Origin of the sequence: Microbacterium sorbitolivorans (assembly GCF_003327285.1) — a bacterium.
Taxonomy (GTDB): Bacteria; Actinomycetota; Actinomycetes; order Actinomycetales; family Microbacteriaceae; genus Microbacterium; species Microbacterium sorbitolivorans.
The window spans coordinates 256,107-273,650 of record NZ_KZ848474.1 but is presented as its reverse complement, the minus strand read 5'-3'; the positions used below and the strand labels follow the sequence as shown (position 1 = coordinate 273,650).

11 protein-coding genes are annotated in these 17,544 nt (G+C 69.1%); 3 read left to right on the top strand and 8 right to left on the bottom strand.

Annotated features, from left to right (window positions below; all coding sequences use genetic code 11):
• Positions 1-104: 104 nt before the first annotated feature.
• Positions 105-959, top strand: coding sequence for a TIGR03620 family F420-dependent LLM class oxidoreductase (locus DTO57_RS06955; RefSeq protein ID WP_114117501.1), 855 nt, complete (start codon positions 105-107; stop codon positions 957-959).
• A 627-nt stretch (positions 960-1,586) separates the two neighbouring features.
• On the opposite strand, the gene DTO57_RS06950 is transcribed toward DTO57_RS06955, so the two are convergent.
• Positions 1,587-3,581 (bottom strand): ABC transporter ATP-binding protein, encoded by a 1,995-nt coding sequence (locus DTO57_RS06950; protein ID WP_114117500.1) that lies wholly within the window; start codon positions 3,579-3,581, stop codon positions 1,587-1,589.
• The gene (locus DTO57_RS06945) at positions 3,578-5,320 is read right to left on the bottom strand and encodes an ABC transporter ATP-binding protein (protein ID WP_114117499.1); all 1,743 of its coding nucleotides are present in this window, start codon (positions 5,318-5,320) and stop codon (positions 3,578-3,580) included. The genes DTO57_RS06950 and DTO57_RS06945 overlap by 4 nt, the downstream gene beginning before the upstream one ends.
• A 78-nt stretch (positions 5,321-5,398) precedes the next feature.
• On the opposite strand from DTO57_RS06945, the gene DTO57_RS06940 reads away from it, so the two are divergent.
• The gene (locus DTO57_RS06940; protein WP_114117498.1) at positions 5,399-6,445 is read left to right on the top strand and encodes an aminotransferase class I/II-fold pyridoxal phosphate-dependent enzyme; all 1,047 of its coding nucleotides are present in this window, start codon (positions 5,399-5,401) and stop codon (positions 6,443-6,445) included.
• On the opposite strand, the gene DTO57_RS06935 is transcribed toward DTO57_RS06940, so the two are convergent.
• The 3 genes from DTO57_RS06935 to DTO57_RS06925 form a co-directional block, all read right to left on the bottom strand.
• Entirely contained in the window at positions 6,442-6,633 is a 192-nt protein-coding gene (locus DTO57_RS06935) for a hypothetical protein (RefSeq protein ID WP_114117497.1), read from the bottom strand. The genes DTO57_RS06940 and DTO57_RS06935 overlap by 4 nt on opposite strands.
• Before the next feature lie 41 nt (positions 6,634-6,674).
• Positions 6,675-8,915: a D-alanyl-D-alanine carboxypeptidase family protein gene (locus tag DTO57_RS06930; RefSeq protein WP_114117496.1), complete on the bottom strand. Its 2,241-nt coding sequence runs from the start codon at positions 8,913-8,915 to the stop codon at positions 6,675-6,677.
• A gap of 97 nt (positions 8,916-9,012) precedes the next feature.
• Positions 9,013-9,975: a TIGR03617 family F420-dependent LLM class oxidoreductase gene (locus DTO57_RS06925; RefSeq protein ID WP_114117495.1), complete on the bottom strand. Its 963-nt coding sequence runs from the start codon at positions 9,973-9,975 to the stop codon at positions 9,013-9,015.
• Between the two features lie 735 nt (positions 9,976-10,710).
• Here DTO57_RS06925 and rlmN point away from each other — a divergent pair.
• Positions 10,711-11,931 (top strand): dual-specificity RNA methyltransferase RlmN, encoded by a 1,221-nt coding sequence (gene rlmN, locus DTO57_RS06920; RefSeq protein ID WP_114117494.1) that lies wholly within the window; start codon positions 10,711-10,713, stop codon positions 11,929-11,931.
• 92 nt (positions 11,932-12,023) lie between these two features.
• Here rlmN and DTO57_RS06915 read toward each other — a convergent pair whose 3' ends face one another.
• The 3 genes from DTO57_RS06915 to DTO57_RS06905 form a co-directional block, all read right to left on the bottom strand.
• Positions 12,024-12,935 (bottom strand): cytochrome b/b6 domain-containing protein, encoded by a 912-nt coding sequence (locus tag DTO57_RS06915; RefSeq protein ID WP_229730458.1) that lies wholly within the window; start codon positions 12,933-12,935, stop codon positions 12,024-12,026.
• 141 nt (positions 12,936-13,076) lie between these two features.
• Positions 13,077-15,293 (bottom strand): choice-of-anchor I family protein, encoded by a 2,217-nt coding sequence (locus DTO57_RS06910; protein ID WP_114117492.1) that lies wholly within the window; start codon positions 15,291-15,293, stop codon positions 13,077-13,079.
• A gap of 119 nt (positions 15,294-15,412) precedes the next feature.
• Complete coding sequence (locus DTO57_RS06905) at positions 15,413-17,497, bottom strand: 5'-nucleotidase C-terminal domain-containing protein (RefSeq protein WP_114117491.1); 2,085 nt, start codon at positions 17,495-17,497, stop codon at positions 15,413-15,415.
• Positions 17,498-17,544: the final 47 nt, after the last annotated feature.

Sequence of the window (17,544 nt, the reverse complement as noted above, 5' to 3'; positions counted from 1 at the left end):
AGGGGGTCCGGTGCGTCCCAGGGTTGCGCCCGGTTACGTCATAGACACCACATTGAAACCTCTAGTGCGTAGGGTGGGCTACTCAGCGACCAGGAGGGGAGACCATGGTCAGCAAGAAGCAACACGGTCACAGCGGAGCCTTTGGTGCATTCGGCGTCTGGCTTGGCGAGGGTGCGTGGGTACCCGGCACCGCGGCCGTGGCGGAGCGACTCGGCTACCGCACGCTCTGGATCGGCGGTTCCCCCGCCGCTGGCCTGGAAAGCGCCTCCGCCATCCTCAATGAGACCGAGCACGTCACCGTCGCGACGGGGATCGTGAACATCTGGAAGGCCGACGCGCTCGAGGTCGCCGAGTCGTACCTGCGGATCCAGGAGGAGCACCCGGGGCGCTTCGTGCTGGGTATCGGATCCGGGCACCGCGAACGCGATCAGCAGCGCGTGCGTCCGCTCGCGGCCCTGAACGACTACCTCGACGTGCTCGACGACGCCGGCGTCCCGGCGCACGCCCGCGTGCTCGCGGCGCTCGGCGACAAGACGCTCGCGCTCGCGGCTACGCGGTCGCTGGGCGCGCACCCCTACCTGACGACGCCCGCCCACACGGCCCACGCCCGCGAGATCCTGGGCGAGGCGCCCCTCCTGGCGCCCGAGCTGAAGGTCACGCTCGACGCGAGCCCCGAGGCCGCGCGGCGTCGCGCCCGCGACTACCTCGCGAGCTACTTCGCCCTCGAGAACTACGTGGGCATGCTGAAGCGTTTCGGTGCAAGCGACGCCGACTTCGAGGGCGGCGGATCCGACGCCCTCATCGATCAGGTGTGCGCCGGCCCGAGCGCCGAGATCGCGGCCGCGGGCCTGCGCGCCCACCTCAAGGCCGGCGCCGACCACGTCGCCGTGCAGCCCGTAGGCCACGACCCCCTCGGTGACCTAGAACGCGTCGCCGACGCCCTGGGGCTGACGAAGTAGGCTCGTTGTGTCGTTTTGGCGGGGCGTGGCGCGTCGCTCCCGCCAGGGGATGCCGTCGTGTCGTTCTGACGCCCCATAGCGACACGAACGCATCCTTCAAGGCGTCGCCAGGGGTCAGGCGCGCCTGAGGGATGTCGTTGTGCCGTTCTGGCCGTTCATAACGACATGAAGGCATCCCGCAGGGTGTGGCTCCCACTTGGGGGATGGCATCGTGTCGTTATGGCGCCTCGTAACGACGCGAACGCATCCCGCAGTGATGGTGGGGCCGCCTACCGAGCGCAGCGGGCGCCGGCTTGGCGCCGCCGGCATCGGGATTGGCGGTGAGAGGCCGCGGAGCGGACTCGAGGGGACTGCGGCGACAAGTCGGCGCCCGCGAAGCGAACGCAACGAAGCGAACGCAACGAAGCGAACGCAACGAAGCGAACGCAACGAAGCGAACGCAACGAAGCGAACGCAACGAAGCGAACGCAACGAAGCGAACGCAACGAAGCGAACGCAACGAGGTGGGGCAACGCAACGAAGCGGGACGACCCAACGGCAACAGGGGCCACCGCAAAAGCTCCAGCAAGCCCCCACAAAGCACAACGCGGGCGCCCCAACGGGGCGCCCGCGCGGGGGAGTGGCGCGTTAGTCGTCGCCCTCGGCGGCGTCGGCGGCGTGCTCGAACTGGCTCTGGTAGAGGCGCCAGTAGGCGCCCTGGCGGGCGATGAGCTCTTCGTGGTTGCCCTGCTCGACGATGGATCCGTGTTCCATGACCAGGATCAGGTCGGCGTCGCGGATCGTCGAGAGGCGGTGGGCGATGACGAAGGAGGTGCGGCCCTCGCGGAGGGCGGCCATGGCCTTCTGCAGGAGGAGCTCGGTGCGGGTGTCGACGGAGCTGGTGGCCTCGTCGAGGATGAGCACCTGGGGCCGGCGGACGAATGCGCGCGCGATGGTGATGAGCTGGCGTTCGCCGGCGGAGACGTTCGCGGCGTCTTCCTCGAGCACGGTGTCGTAGCCGTCGGGCAGCGAGTGCACGAAGCGGTCGACGTAGGTGGCCTCGGCGGCGGCGTGTACCTCGTCGTCGGTCGCGGAGGCGTTGCCGTAGCGGATGTTCTCGCGGATGGTGCCGGCGAAGAGCCAGGGATCCTGGAGGACCATTCCGGTGCGGGAGCGGAGGTCGGCGCGGCTCATCTCGGCGACGGGCTGGCCGTCGAGCAGGATGGCGCCGCCCTTGGTCTCGTAGAACCGCATGAGGAGGTTCACGAGGGTCGTCTTGCCGGCACCGGTGGGGCCGACGATCGCGACCGTCTGGCCGGGCTCGACGCGGAACGACACATTGTCGATGAGCGGCTGGTCGTCGGAGTACGAGAAGCTGACGTCGCGGAACTCGATAACGCCGCGGCCGTCTTCGGGAACGGTCGGCGCGTCGACGGCGTCGGGCTCTTCCTCGTCTTCGTCGAGCAGCGCGAAGACGCGCTCGGCGGAGGCGGTGCCGGACTGGACGACGGGTAGCATGCCGCCGAGTTCGGTGAGGGGCTGGGTGAACTGCTGCGAGTACTGCACGAAGGCCTGCACGTCGCCGATGCGGATCTGGCCGTTCGCGACCATGACGCCGCCGAGCACGGCGATGCCGGCGTAGCTGAGGTAGCCGACGAACTGCATCGACGGCATCATCACGCCGGAGAGGAACTGGGCCTTGAACGATGCCTCGTAGAGCTCTTCGTTCTCGCCCTCGAATGCCTCGCTCATGGCCTTCTCGCGGCCGTAGACCTTGACGAGCGCGTGGCCGGAGAACGACTCCTCGACGCGGGAGTTGAGGCGGCCGACCTTCTTCCACTGCGCCTGGAAGGCCTTCTGCGACTTCGGGCCGATGACGCCCATGATGACGCCGATGAGCGGCAGCGCGATGAGGGCCACGAGGGCGAGCTGCCACGAGATCGAGAACATCATGGCGATGACGCCGACGACGGTGAGCATCGAGGTGATCGCACCCGAGAGCGACTGCTGCAGCGTCTGCGTCATGTTGTCGACGTCGTTGGTGACGCGGCTAATGAGCTCGCCGCGCTGCACCTTGTCGAAGTACGACAGGGGCAGGCGGTTGATCTTGCGCTCGATGTCTTCGCGCACGCGCCACATGGTGCGGACCATGATGACGTTGACGATGTAGCCCTGCAGCCACTGCAGGATCGAGGCGACAACGTACACCGCGACGGCCCAGAGGACGACGACGCGCAGGCTCTCGAAGTCGATGCCCGAGCCGGGGTTGAAGTTGTCCATCTTGGCGATGATGTCGGCGACGTCGCCCTGGCCGGCGTCGCGGAGCGCGGCGACGGCCTCGGCCTTCGTCATGCCCTCGAACTGCGCGCCGTAGGTCTTCGAGAGCACGCCCTCGAAGACGATGTTGGTGGCCTCGCCGAGGATCTTCGGGCCCGCGACGGCGAGCACGACACCGATGGCGCCGAGCAGCGACGCGAACGCGAAGGCCCACTTGTAGGGCGCGAGCAGGCCGAGGAAGCGGCGGAAGCTTGGCCAGAAGTCTTTGGCCTTGCCGCCCATAGCTCCGGGCTCGTTGGCGCCCGCCGCGATCATGGCGTCTTGCGCGGCCTGATCTTCGTCGTGGAGAGCGGTGTTGTCGCTCATGCCCCGACCTCGCTTTCGTCTGCGCCCATCTGCGATTGCGCGATCTCTTGGTAGGTGGTGCTCGACTCGAGCAGCTGCTCGTGCGTGCCGTAGCCTGCGACCTTGCCATCGTCGAGCACGAGGATCCGGTCGGCGTCGACGATCGTCGAGACGCGTTGCGCGACGACGATCTTCGTCACCTGCGGCAGCTCGCGCCACAGCGCCTGCCGCAGGCGGGCGTCGGTCGTGAGGTCGAGCGCCGAGAACGAGTCGTCGAAGACGAGAATGTCGGGCTGGCGCACGATCGCGCGGGCGATCGCGAGGCGCTGGCGCTGGCCGCCCGAGACGTTCGTGCCGCCCTGGGCGATCGGCGCGTCGAGGCCCTCGGGCCTCTCACGCACGAAGTCGGCCGCCTGGGCGATCTCGAGCGCGTGCCAGAGCTCGTCGTCTGTGGCCTCCTCGCGCCCGAACCGGAGGTTCGAGGCGATCGTGCCTGAGAACAGGAACGGGCGCTGCGGCACGAGGCCGATGCCCTTCCACAGCTCGTCGAGGTCGGCGCGCGCGACGTCGACGCCCTGCACGCTCACGGATCCGCTGGTCGCGTCGAAGAGGCGCGGGATCAGCGAGACGAGGGTCGTCTTTCCGGATCCGGTGGAGCCGATGACGGCGACGGTCTCGCCGGGGTCAGCGCGGAACGTCACGTGCGAGAGGATCGGCTGCTCGGCGCCCGGGTAGGTGAACGACACGTCGTCGAAGGCGACGACGCCCGGCTCTGCCATCTCGGTGACGGGATTCTCGGGGCGCACGAGCGACGACTCGCTGTCGAGCACCTCGCCGATACGGTCGGCGGAGACGGCCGCGCGCGGGATCATGATCGCCATGAAGCTCGCCATCATCACGCCGCCGAGGATCTGACCGACGTACTGCATGAAGGCGAACAGCGTGCCGATCTCGGTCGTGCCGGCGTCGACCTCGACGCCGCCGAACCACACGACGCCCACGATCGTGACGTTGAGCACGAGCATGACGAGCGGGAACATCAGCACGAAGAGCGAGCCGACCCTGCGGCCCACGAGGTAGATGTCGGTGTTGGCGAGGCGGAAGCGCTCTTCCTCGATCGACTCGCGCACGAAGGCGCGCACGACGCGGACGCCGGTCAGCTGCTCGCGCATGACGCGGTTCACGGCGTCGAGCTTGCCCTGGAAGCTGCGGAACAGCGGCACCATGCGGCTGATCACGAGCGCCGCCACGAGTAGCAGTACGGGGATCGAGACCGCCAGGATCCAGCTCAGGCTCACGTCTTGGCGCAGCGCCATGATGATGCCGCCGATGGCCATCATGGGCGCCATGATGAGCATCGTCGCGCTCATCATCGCCAGCATCTGCACCTGCTGCACGTCGTTGGTGTTGCGGGTGATGAGCGAGCCGGCGCCGAAGCCCGACACCTCGCGCTCGCTGAACCCGCTCACGCGCTGGTACACGTCGCGGCGGATGTCCCGGCCGAGCCCCATCGCTGCGCGCGCGGCGCAATACGTCGCGATGATCGCGGCGAGGATCTGACCCAGCGCGACCAGCAGCATCCACAGGCCAGTGCGTACGATGTACGGCACATCGCCCGTCGTCACGCCGGTGTCGATGAGGTCGGCGTTGAGGGTCGGCAGGTAGAGCGCGGCGAGCGCCGACGCGAATTGGAACACGAGCACACCCGCCAGGAGGATCTTGTACCTGGCGAGGTACCGCACGAGGAGTTTGAGGAGCACGATAAGAAGCCAACCACGGACCACTGACAAACGAAACGTTCCGGGCAGTATTTAGGGTCGATCGGACAGAATGGGCCCATGGCCCTCACGTTCCGCGCCGCGCACGACCAGACCTCCTCGCTCCATGAGTCAGACGGAGCCCCCGCGGCGAATGAGTCGCACTTCGCCCCGATCGCGGGGCTCGCGGAGGCGGTCGACGCCGAACTCGCGCACAACGGCGAGCACGGATCCCGCGTCGAGCAGGCGACCCGCGCGATCGCCCGCGCGCACGGAACGGATCCCGAGCGGGTGCTTCTCGGATCCGGGCCCGCGGACCTGTTGCGTGCCCTCGCGGGCGCGGTGTGCGGGCCGGGCGACGAGGTCGTCGTGAGCGGGCTCGGGTGGGGATCCGCGACGCGGGTCGCGACCGCACCCGACGGATCCCATGACGTCGACGCGCTGCTCGCCGCGATCACGCCGCGCACGCGGATCCTGTTGATCGCGAGCCCCCACGCGCTCACGGGCAGGGCGCTGACGCGCGACCAGCTCGCGCGGCTCATCGCCGAGGTGCCGGGCGACGTCATGCTCGCGCTCGACGAGGCGCACAGCGAGTTCGCCTCGAGCCCCCGCGCGGCCTTCGTCGCGCCCCTCGAGCGCGATCTCATGCGCGTGCCCGAGAACGTCGTCGTCGTGCGGTCGATCTCGACCGTCGTCGCGCTGGCGGGCTTCGGGATCGGGTACCTGATCGCGGATCCGCGGGTCGTGGAGGCCATCGCCGGCGCGCAGGAGGCCGTCGACCGCCTCGCGATCGCGTCGACGGAGCACAGTTTTTCGCCCGACGGCCTCGCCCAGATCGAGGACCGGGTCGAGTGGATCAAGGCCGAGCGCCAGCGCATCGAGCGCACGCTCCGCGACCGCATGGAGCGCGCCGAGATCGACGGCAAGCCGTTCATCGAGATCGTGCACTCGGACGGGAACTTCGTGTGGATCCCGGTCGGCGAGAGGGCCGACGAGCTGCGCGATCACCTGGCAGGCACCGGCCTTGCCCCGCGGTCGTTCGCGGGCGAGGGCGTGCGCTACACCGTCATCGACGAGGCCCACAACGACGCGTTCATCGACGCCGTCGCCGAGTGGGCGACCCGCTAGGAGCTCTCCCCGGCCCTCACGGCCATGCCGACGAGGCCGCCCGCGATGACGATCGCGAGCAGGGCGCTGCCGATCATCGCGATCGTGATGACGAGCGGGGCGTGGGCGAAGACCACGACGGCGCACAGCACACACGCGAGGGCCGCGATGATGGCGGCGCTTGCCGCATACGTTGCGCGCATATTCATGTCGGAAACCCTAACCCCGTCTCGTTATGAATGGGAAGAGATTACTTCCCGAATCCCAGCAGCTCGAGGGGGTGCGAGAGGCGCCACTCGACCGACGGCCGCGGCAGTTCCTTCGTCGTGGTCAGGGGAATTGTCGTGGATCCGAACTCGCTCGTGAGCGTCACGGTGCCCACCTCGGTTCCGGCCGCGGTGCCAAGCGGAACGTCGTAATCGACCGTCACGTCGGCCTCCTCGCCGTTCCAGAGGCTGAGGTCGGCGGTCTCGGACGCGATGATGTTCGTCGACTCGCCCCACGGCGTCGTCACGGTGCCGACGACGGTTCCGGCCGCCATCACCTCGACGGGCTGGAGGGCGTCAGTGATGGCCTGCAGCAGCTCGCGGGTCTCCTCGCCGAAGGGGCTCTGCTCCGTCGGCTCGGGCTGGCCCGTCACGACCGAGTAGACGCGCACCGTCTCGGCGCCCGCCTCGTCGGACAGCGGCACGTCGGCGGCCGTCATGAGGTTGTAGCTCACCAGGCTCCACGTGTTGAGGTGGCCGGTCTTGATGCCGATTACGCCCAACTCGCCGAGCAGCGGGTTCGAGTTTTCGACCACGCCGGCGCCCGGCAGGACCACCTGATCCTCGCCCACGATCTCGGCGAAGGTCGGGTTTTGCATTGCGATCTTCGCGATCTGCACGAGGTCGGTCGCGGTCGACTGCGTCAGCGGGTTGATGCCCGTCGGGTCGACGAGGTTCGTGTCGCTCAAGCCGTTCTGCTGCAGCCACGTCAGGGCGTCGTTGCGGAAGGCGTCGCGGTTGTAATCCCACAGATCGTCGACGAGCTTGTTCACGTAGTTTCCGGCCGAGGCCAGCATGATTCCCTCGAGCACCTGGCGGTACGTGAGCGTGCCGTCGACGGGCACCTCGAGCACCGACTCGCCGCTCCAGAGCAGGTTGTCGTACTGCTGCTTGTCGGCCCAACCGAACTCGTAGTCGGGGCCGTCCTCGCCCTCGGCGAGCGGCTGCTTGTTCAGGATCGTCATGACCGTGATGACCTTCGCGAGGCTCGCCGTCGCGGCGGGGCTGAGCGTCGCGTCGGCATCGCCCGACGTCAGCGGGGTCTCGTCATCGCCCACGAGCAGCGCCGCCTGGCCGGTCTCGGGCCAGGGCAGGTTCGCGACCGGCGCGACCGGCGTCGAGATCTCGGCGTTCGCCGCCGTCGGGTTGACGTTACTGAGCGGCCAGACCGCGAAGGCGACGAGGTAGACGACCGCGAGGATCAGCGCCGTGACGAACGGCGCGACGACCGCCGCCACCCAGCGGCTGCGGCGGCGAGGAACGATCGACACCGCGGATCCGATGGCCGGGGCCTGCCCCGACGCCACGTTCTCGGACGCGAGCCAGGCGAGCGCCTGCTCGGTCTCGTTGTTCGCGTCGCTCGGCACGTAGGTGGTTTTGACCGGGCGGGCGGTCGCGGGGCCGGACGGCTCGCTGCTCGACACGTCGTTCTCCTTGCTGGTGTGCGTCGTCGGGGCGGCGGATCCGGAAATCACCGTCGCGAAGTCGGCCGGCGTCGCGGCCGCGGCGGCTGCCGCAATCACCGCGATGGATCCGGTCGCCTCGTCGCCCGCGGCGTCGTCGACCGACTCCGCGTCGGCCTCGTCGTCGGTGCCGTCGTCCGCGCCGGCGTCGGGCTCCTGCGGCGCCTCGGCGGCGGATCCGCGACGGAAGCCGCGGAACATCTCGGCGAAGATCCGCACCGAGTCGGTATCGGTCGATTCGGCCGGGGCCGCGGGCGCCTCGGGCGCCACGTCGATCTCCGGATCCGGTGCCGGCTCGCTCGCGAACAGCCCGAGGAACGTGGGCACCGCGTCGGTCTCGGGGGCGGGGGCGGGATCCTCCGGGTCGGGGGCGATCTCGGTCGGCTCGGGCTCGCTCGGCTCAGGTGCGACCTCGGTCGGCTCGGGAGCGGCCTCGGCCAGTTCGGCCTCGACCTCTTCGGACGCGACCTCGACCGGCGCAGGCTCGGTCGGCTTGGGGCTGACCTCGGTCGCCTGGGTAGCGAACTCGATCGGCTCGGGCTCGGTCTGCTCGGGCTCGGTCTGCTCGGGGGCGACCTCGCTCGTCTCGGGAGCCTCCTCCGGGACGTCGTCGACCGGATCCGGCACGATCGAGTCCTCGGGGGTCTCGTCCACTGGATCCGCGGGCGCGCCCGCCTCGATCTCGTCGGCCGGTGACGCGCCGGCGGGGTCGCCGATCACATCGCGCTCGTCGCGCCCGTCCGTGTCCTCGAGACTCCCCACGCGGTCAACTTACTGGATCCTGGCTGTGATACAGGCGCGGGCCCGCCGGTTGCGTCTCACGATTCGGTGACATTCGCGGAATAACGGGCATCGCGGGCTATCCGAGCGTGATGCAGGCGCGGTGAGCGGAGAGCCCGAAGCGCTCCTCGACGGCGCGCCGAAGCGCCTCGACGTCGGGGCTCGGGCAGTCGATCGCGAACGCCGACATCATGTCGTCGGTGATGAGCGATCCCATCGCCGACCACTCGCCGCGCCGGCTTGCAGCGTGAAGCGCGTCGGCCGTGTCCTCCCAACCATGCAGCTCCATGACGCCGCGGTAGCTGGGCGTGGATCCGTAGAACGCGATCTGCTCGCGCACCGCCCGCTCGCTGGCGGCGCGGGCGGCCTCGTCGGATCCGGTGACGACGAACGGGGTCACGATGACGTCGGTGCTCTCGCGGCCGGTGCGGTCGCGGCCCTCCGCGAGCGCCGGCAGGCTGACCTGCTCGATGTAGTCGGCGGTCGTGAACGCGTGGGCGATGAATCCGTCGGCGGCCTCGCCCGCGAGCTTTGTCATCGCGGGGCCGACGGCGGCGAGCCAGATGTCGGGGGATCCGTGCGGGTTCGGACCCGGCGAGAACATCGGTGTCATGAGCGAGTGCGAATAGTGCTCGCCCTCGAATGCGAGCTTCTCGCCCGACTCCCACGAGCGCCAGATCGCCCGCACGGCACCGATGAACTCGCGCATGCGCGGCGCGGGGGCCGTCCACGGCATCGAGAAGCGGCGCTCGATGTGCGCCTTCACCTGCGATCCGAGGCCCAGCGAGAAGCGGCCGTGCGACGCGAGCTGCGCGTCGTTCGCCGCCTGCGCGACGACCATTGGGTTGCGCGCGAACGCGACGGTCACGCTCGTCGCGGTGCGGATCCGTTCGGTCGCGGAGCCCGCCAGCGCGCACGCGACGAGGGGATCGTGCGCGAGCTCGGGGAACTGGATCCCATCAAAGCCGCCGGCTTCTGCGCGGCGGGCGGCGGCGAGGGCATTATCTGGTGCGGCGTCTCTGACGCCCAGATCGATCTGCATGCGTCCAGCCTGCCAACATTTGCTGTCACGGCCGCTTCGTTTGTGGCGGCCCCACAACCGGCGGGCGGGCCGTTCCGGTCGCCCAATCGGCTGTTCGCCGCGGTTCCGGTCGCGCAATCGGTCCTTCGTGGTGCCCGGGAAGAGCAGTTTGCGCGACGGGAGCGGGCGGGCGGCTGGTTCCGGTTCGGAAATCTGCTCCAAAACCGGCGAGGAGGAGCAGATTCTCAAACGGGAGCGGTCGGGCCGTGCCTCCGGTCGCGCAATCGGTCCTTTGTGGTGCCCGGGAGGAGCAGCCTGAGCGACGGGAGCGGCGGGTGGGCGGTTCCGGTCGCGTAATCGGTCCTTCAGCGGATCCGGGAAGAGCAGTTTGCGCGACGGGAACAGGCGGGCGGCTGGTTCCGGTTCGGAAATCTGCTCCAGATCTCGCCGGGAGGAGCAGATTTTCAAACCGGAGCGGGCGGGCCGCGGTTCCGGTCGCGCAATCGGTCGTTTGTGGTGCCCGCGAGCAGCAGTTTGAGCGACGGGAGCGGCGGGGCCGCGGTTCCGGTGCGGAAATCTGCTCTAAAACCGGCGAGGAGGAGCAGATTCTCAAACCGGAGCGGCCGGGCCGCGCCTCCGGTCGCGCAACCTGTCCTTCGGCGGATCCGGGAGGAGCAGTTTGCGCGACCGGAGGGCCGGGGGAGAGCACGGCAGAAGGACGGGCGTTCATCAGGCAGAACCCGTACCGTAGAAGGCATGACGACGTCGGGAATTCGCCAGGTCAAGCCCAAGGCCGAGGGCTGGGAGCAGCGCAAGGACAACAGCGGGCGACCGCTGCTGCAGTTCGCGAGCCCGAAGCGCGGCAAGCCGCCGGTGCACCTCGCGGATCTGACCCCCGAGCAGCGCGTCGAGAAGGTGAAGGAGCTCGGCCTGCCGGGCTTCCGTGCCAAGCAGCTCGCGAAGCACTACTTCGAGCGCTACACGCGCGACCCCGAGCTCATGACCGACCTCCCGAAGGACGGCCGCGAGGAGCTCGTGAACGGCATGCTCCCGACGCTCCTGACCGAGGTACGACGCCTGCAGACCGACGGCGGCGACACCATCAAGTTCCTCTGGAAGCTGCACGACGGCGCCCTCGTCGAGTCGGTTCTCATGCGCTACCCCGGCCGCATCACGCTGTGCGTGAGCTCGCAGGCCGGCTGCGGCATGAACTGCCCCTTCTGTGCGACGGGCCAGAACGGCCTGACCCGCAACATGTCGGCGGCCGAGATCGTCGACCAGGTCGTGCGCGCCAACGAGATCATCGCCAAGGGCGAGCTCGGCGGCAAGCGCGAGGACGACAATAGCGCCGAGCGCGTCAGCAACATCGTCTTCATGGGCATGGGCGAGCCGCTCGCGAACTACGCCCGCGTCATGCAGGCCGTGCGCACGATGGTCGACAAGAAGGAGGGCCTCGGCATGAGCGCCCGAGGCATCACGGTCTCGACCGTCGGCCTCGCGCCCGCGATCCGCAAGCTCACCGAGGAAGACATCCCCGTCACCTTCGCGCTCTCGCTGCACGCTCCCGACGACGAGCTGCGCGACGAGATGATCCCCGTGAACTCGCGCTGGAAGGTCGACGAGGTGCTCGACGCCGCGCGCGCCTACTTCGACAAGACCGGCCGCCGCGTGTCGATCGAGTACGCCCTCATCAAGGACATGAACGACCACCCGTGGCGCGCAGACCTCCTCGCCGAGAAGCTGCTCGCCCGCGGTAAGGGATGGGTGCACGTCAACCCGATCCCGCTGAACCCGACCCCCGGATCCGTCTGGGATGCCTCGACGCTGCCCGCCCAGCGCGAGTTCGTGCGTCGCCTCAATGACAAGGGCATTCCGACGACGATCCGCGACACCCGCGGCAAGGAGATCGACGGCGCCTGCGGTCAGCTCGTCGTGACGGAAGAGGACGAGCGCGCCTCGGAGGCCGCCGCGGTCTAAGCGGGGTTGTAACTCCGCACTTTCCCGCTCAGCCGTCAATTCTCCGCGCGGTCATCTGCGAATAGCAGATGACCGCGCGGAGAATTGCAGAGTTAGCGCTTCGGGAGCACCTTCACGTTGCCGAAGATGCGGGCGGGGCGCGCGATCCAGTCGTCGCGCATCGCCGCGCGCCAGCCGAAGACCATGAGCACGATCGAGCCCGCGAACACCGCGAAGCCGATCCAGCTCACGTCGTCGCGCCCCGCGTACATGTGGTTGAGGTTGCGCAGTACCCCGGTCGTCAGCACGAGCCCGACGTGCACGATGACGAAGGCGACGAAGAAGAGCATGGTGGGGAAGTGGATCCGCTTCGCGAGGTCCCATGAGAACGCGCGCTCCCACTTCGGCGGGTAGAAGGTGCTCAGCCGGAAGCCCGTGATGGCCGCGAGGGGAGCCGCGAGGAACACGATCGCGAAGTAGCTCAGCTGCTGCAGCGCGTTGTAATAGGCCCAGCTGTTCTGCGTCGGCCAGTCGAGCGACACGTACTGCAGCAGCGCCGAGAGCGCGTTCGGGAAGACCTCCCAGCTCGTCGGCACGATGCGCGCCCAGTGGCCCGTCGCGAAGAGCAAGACGACGAAGACGACGCCGTTCAGGATCCAGAAGCAGTCGACCGCGATGTGCCCCCAGAGCGCGAGCGACATGCGGCGCTTCTTGACGCGCGTCGACGTCCAGAGCCCTCCCGCGCGCTTCTCGGTGCGCACGCGGATGCCGGTGCGCACGATGAGGACGAGGAAGAACGCGTTGAGGAAGTGCGTCCACGACAGCCACGCCGGGAAACCCTCGGGCGTCGACGCTGGCTGCGGCGCGTCTCCCGGATAGCGGTCGAGGAAGCCCTGCAGCTCCGGCGTCGATAGCACGCCCCGCACGATAAAGACGACGCACCAGGCGGCGAGCACGAGCGCCGCGGCGCCGAAAAGGCCGGCGACGACCTGGACCCAGGTCGGACGCGGAAGGTTGTCACTCACCCGAATATTCTCACCGATTTCGCTGGGCGGGCGCGGAGTTCGCCCTCTTTCGGGGTGTTCTCTGCGGCTGCGGATCCCGTCACAGACACGAGCGCGGGCCCGCTCCCCGAAGGGGGCGGGCCCGCGTGGGATCCCGTGGGATCAGGCCTTGCGGCGGCTGCGGAGTCCGATCACGAGACCCGCGGCGATGAGCGCGGCGGCGCCCATCGCGAGGCCGTAACCCATGTCTCCGCCGGTCGGCGAGAGCTCGTCGTCGGGGCTGGCCGTGGGTGCGGCGGTCGGCGAAGGATCCTGCGGACCGGCCGTCGGCTCGGCCGTGGGCTCGGCGGTGGGCTCAGCCGTGGGTTCGGCGGTGGGCTCAGCCGTGGGTTCGGCGGTGGGCTCAGCCGTGGGTTCGGCGGTGGGCTCAGCCGTCGGTTCGGCGGTGGGCTCAGCGGTCGGCTCCGAAGTGGGCGCGGCGGTCGGCTCAGCCGTCGGCTCCGAAGTCGGCTCGACGGAAGGCTCCGTCGTGGGCTCCACCGAAGGCTCCTCGGAGGGCTCCTCGGAGGGCTCGACCGAGGGCTCGACCGTGGGCTCCTGCGTGGGCTCCGTCGGCTCTCCGGTCGGCTCTTCCGTCGGCTCCTCGGTCGGCTCCGCAGTCGGCGCCCCATCCAGCGTGAAGAGCGTCGTCGTGCCCGAGACCTCGTTGCCCGTGACGATCATCGGGATGCCCGTCGGCGAGTCGTCGGCGGCGATGAAGTCGAGGCCCTCGGGGCCGAGGTCGCCGACCGAGTTGACGAGCTCGGCGAGTTCCTCGTCCGTGGCGCCGGCGTCCTCGAGCTCCTCGTAGGCGTCGCCGAGCGACACGTCGAAGGAGCGGTTGTTGATGTACTCGACGTACGTCGGGGCGGCGGGCGTCGTGATGTCGTAGACGGCGACGCCGCCGAGGCGCTCGAAGCCGATGAAGGCGTAGGTGCGGCCGTCGATCTCACCGATGGTGAGGTTCTCGGGCTCGACGCCCTTGGCGTCGCTGCGGCTGTCGAACTCGTTGTCGTCGTGGCCCGAGTTGAAGACGAGGTCGGTCGACTCGGAGAGGCGCGCCTCGAGCTCCTCGAACTGCGAGCCCGAGTCGAAGACGAGTTCGCCGTCGGTCGTGTAGATCGCGAACGAGCGGCCGCCGAAGGCGTACAGCTCGTCGTAGCAGCCGCGCTCCTCGTTGAAGCCCATCTCCTTGGTGACCTCGAGGCGGCCGAGGGCCGCATCGTCTGCGTAGTCGGCGATCTCCTCGCACAGCGGCCCCGTTCCGGGGGCCTCTTCCTCGTCGCCGAGGTGCTTCACGCGGGCGGGCTCGACGTAGTCGCCCCACTCGCGGGCATCTCCCTCGTTGGCCGTGACGATGTAGGTCTCGCCGCCGGACTGGAACGAGTGGATGCCGTCGGGCATCGGCACGCCGTAGAGGCCCGGGTAGGTGGCGATGTTGATCGTCGGGTCGTCCTTGGGGTCGCGGTCGGACGCGTCGAGCGGCACGACGCCGCGGTCGATGAAGCCGAGGCCGAAGACGTCGGTCACGGTCGCCGAGTCGAGGTCGACCGTCGCGATGGCGTTGGCCTCCTGCAGCGAGACGTAGGCGACGCCGTCCTGCACCGTGATGTACTCGGGCTCCCAGTTGGTCGAGCGCGGGAACTCGTCGTTGAGGATCGGGCCGAACGCGTCGCGCACCGACTCGTCGAGCTCGACGTCTTCGTACGCGTGGAAGTCGGCGACGCGCACATCGGCCTGCGTCGGCGCCGCGATGCCGGCGGGCAGCGCGATGACGCCCACGGATCCCTCGGGGTCGCTCGAGAAGTCGTCGGCCGGCTCGCCCTCGTTGGCGACGACGGCGTAGGCGCCGTCGGGCGAGACGGTCACCATGTCGGGCAGGGATCCGGCAACCACGGTGCCGAGGATGGTCGGCTCGTCGGCGTTCGCGTCGAAGAAGAGCACGCGGCCGGGGGCCGTCTTGTCGTTCGCGTCTTCGAGCGCGACGACGCCGAGGCCGTCTGCGCGGATCGCGACCGAGTTGGCGACGGCGCCCTCGGCACCGACCTGGTACAGCTCGGTCATGTTGGCGGGGTCGCTCATGTCGATCGCGAACACCGTGCCGGCGTCGGCGTTGACCGAGAAGAGGCGGTCCTTGTAGGCCTGCACGATCTCGCTCGCGCCGGCGTCGAAGATGCCGGTCTCGAAGGTGCCGGCAACGGAGAGGTCGAAGGGAGCGTCGTCGATCGCGTCGTAGATCGGCTCGATGCTGCCCGGCTGCGCCGCGAAGGCGACGACGGGGCTCAGTGCCAGGGCGCAGGCAGCGCCGGAGGCAAGCAGAATGCGTGGGAGTCGGGACATGCGTGCAATTTTTGTGGCCACGGGTAGTCACGGGGTGTCTGCCCGGTGAACACAGCGTGTACGCGGAACGGGCCCGCACCTCGGAGGATGCGGGCCCGTTCGGGCGATGGATCCGGCGCTTAGGCCTTGCGGCGCATGCGCGTCGCGATTACGAGACCGGCCGCGATCATGAACGCGGCACCGAGGCCGAGGCCCCAGCTCATCTCGCCACCGGTCGGCGAGAGCTCGTTGCCCGGGGTCTCGCTGGGCGTGGGCTCGGCGGTCGCGGTGGGCTCAGCGGTAGCGGTCGGCTCGGCCGTGGGCTCCGTGGTGGGCTCGGTCGTCGGCTCAGCCGTGGGCTCCGCGGTCGGCTCAGCGGTGGGCTCGGCGGTCGGCTCAGCGGTCGGCTCGACCGTGGGCTCGGCGGTGGGCTCAGCGGTCGGCTCGACCGTGGGCTCCGGCGTGGGCTCTTCCTCGACGTACTCGACGGCGCGGCCCAGCGGGGCCGGGTCGACAACGTCGTGCTCGCTCAGGTAGTCGACCGAGGCCTCGAGGTCGATGAGGCCCGTGTCGCGGTACGGGGCGTTCGAGAACGAGGTGAAGCCGTCGCCACCCGCGGCGATGAACGAGTTGGTCGTGACCGTGTAGGTCGCGGCCGGGTCGATCTCGGCGCCGTCGAGCGTCATCGAGACGACGTGCTCACCGGCGGCGGCGTCTTCGATGTACTCGTAGCTGAAACCGTCCGACACACCGAGGTGAAGCTTCGGGCGGTCGTTGCCGGGCTGCCACTGCTCCTCAAGGATCTCCTTGATGTCGGCACCGGTCAGCTCGCTCGTCGTGAGCGTGTTGGCGAAGGGCTGCACGGCGGCGGCCTCGGCGTAGGTCACCACACCGTCGCCCTCTCCGACGTTGCTCGACGCGAAGATGAGGTCGTCGCGCAGACCACCCGGGTTCATGAAGGCGATGTCGGCCGCTTCTCCGCCGTACTTGGCGTAGTCGGTCGTGGCCCAGAGGTACATGTCGGCGACGAGGTTACCCATCGTCGACTCGACACCGCGGTCGTCACCGGGAACCTCGCCACCGCGGAGGATGTCGGCGCTGATCGTGCCGACGGGCTCGTTGCCCTGAATCTCGGCGTAGGCGACGGCGTCGTCAACGACGGCCTGCACGTCTTCGGCCGGGGCGTAGGCGGGGTTACCCTCTTCGTCGGTCAGGGGCAGGAGCGACGAGTCGATCGACACGAGCGAGGTCACGCCGGCGTTGTCGGTCGAGACCTGGATATCGAGCTTCGACAGGTTGGCGCCGTAGCTGCCGGTCTGCAGAACGGGGCGACCCTCGATCGTGCAGGGGTAGTTCTGGTGCGTGTGACCCGAGAGGATCGCGTCGACGGCCGGCGAGGCGCCGCGAACGAGTGCGCCGAAGTCGGTGTCTTCGTTCTCGATGTCGGTGCAGGTGGTGTCGTCGGATCCGGAAACCTCGGCACCCGAGTGCGTGAGGAGGATCGTCACGTCGACCTGGTCGTCGATCTCGGCGGCGACGCGGTTGACGGCCTCGAGCTGGTCGCCGAACTCGATGTCGGCGATGCCGGCGGGCGAGACGAGCGTCTGCGTGTCGGCGGTGATCGTGCCGATGAAGCCGATCTTGATGCCGTCGACCTCGCGGATCGCGTACTCCTTGAGGGCGGGCTCGGTCGTGCCCTTCTTGTACACGTTCGCACCGAGCGTGAGGTCGGCGCCGTACTCTGCGTTGTCGCCACCGAACTGCTGGTAGAACGGCTGCACGCGGTCGGTCAGGTCGGCGAAGCCCTGGTCGAACTCGTGATTACCGACAACGCTGACGTCGAGGCCACCGAGGCCGAGCGACTCCATCGTCGGGGTGTCCTGCTGGATGAACGACGTGAACGTCGAGGCGCCGATGTTGTCGCCCGACGAGACGAAGAGCGTGTTCGGGTTCTCGGCTTCGAGCGCGCGAACGGCGCCGACGAGGCCCGAGGCGCCCGGCAGTCCGCCGTAAGCGTCGGCCTCGATGCGGCCGTGGAAGTCGTTGATGCCGACGATCTGAATGTCGGTCGTCGATGCGACGATGGCGTTCAGGTCGGTGTCGCCGTCAGCGGCGAGCGCCGCCTGCGGCACGAACAGCAGCGCGCCGGCGGTCGCGAACGCCGCGCCCGCGCCGATGCAACGCCGAACCGACGCTCGGGGGAAAGTGTGCGATGTGATTCGCATGGGGTCCTCACAGGTCCTCACGGTTAGAAACGTGCCCCAGAAGGAGG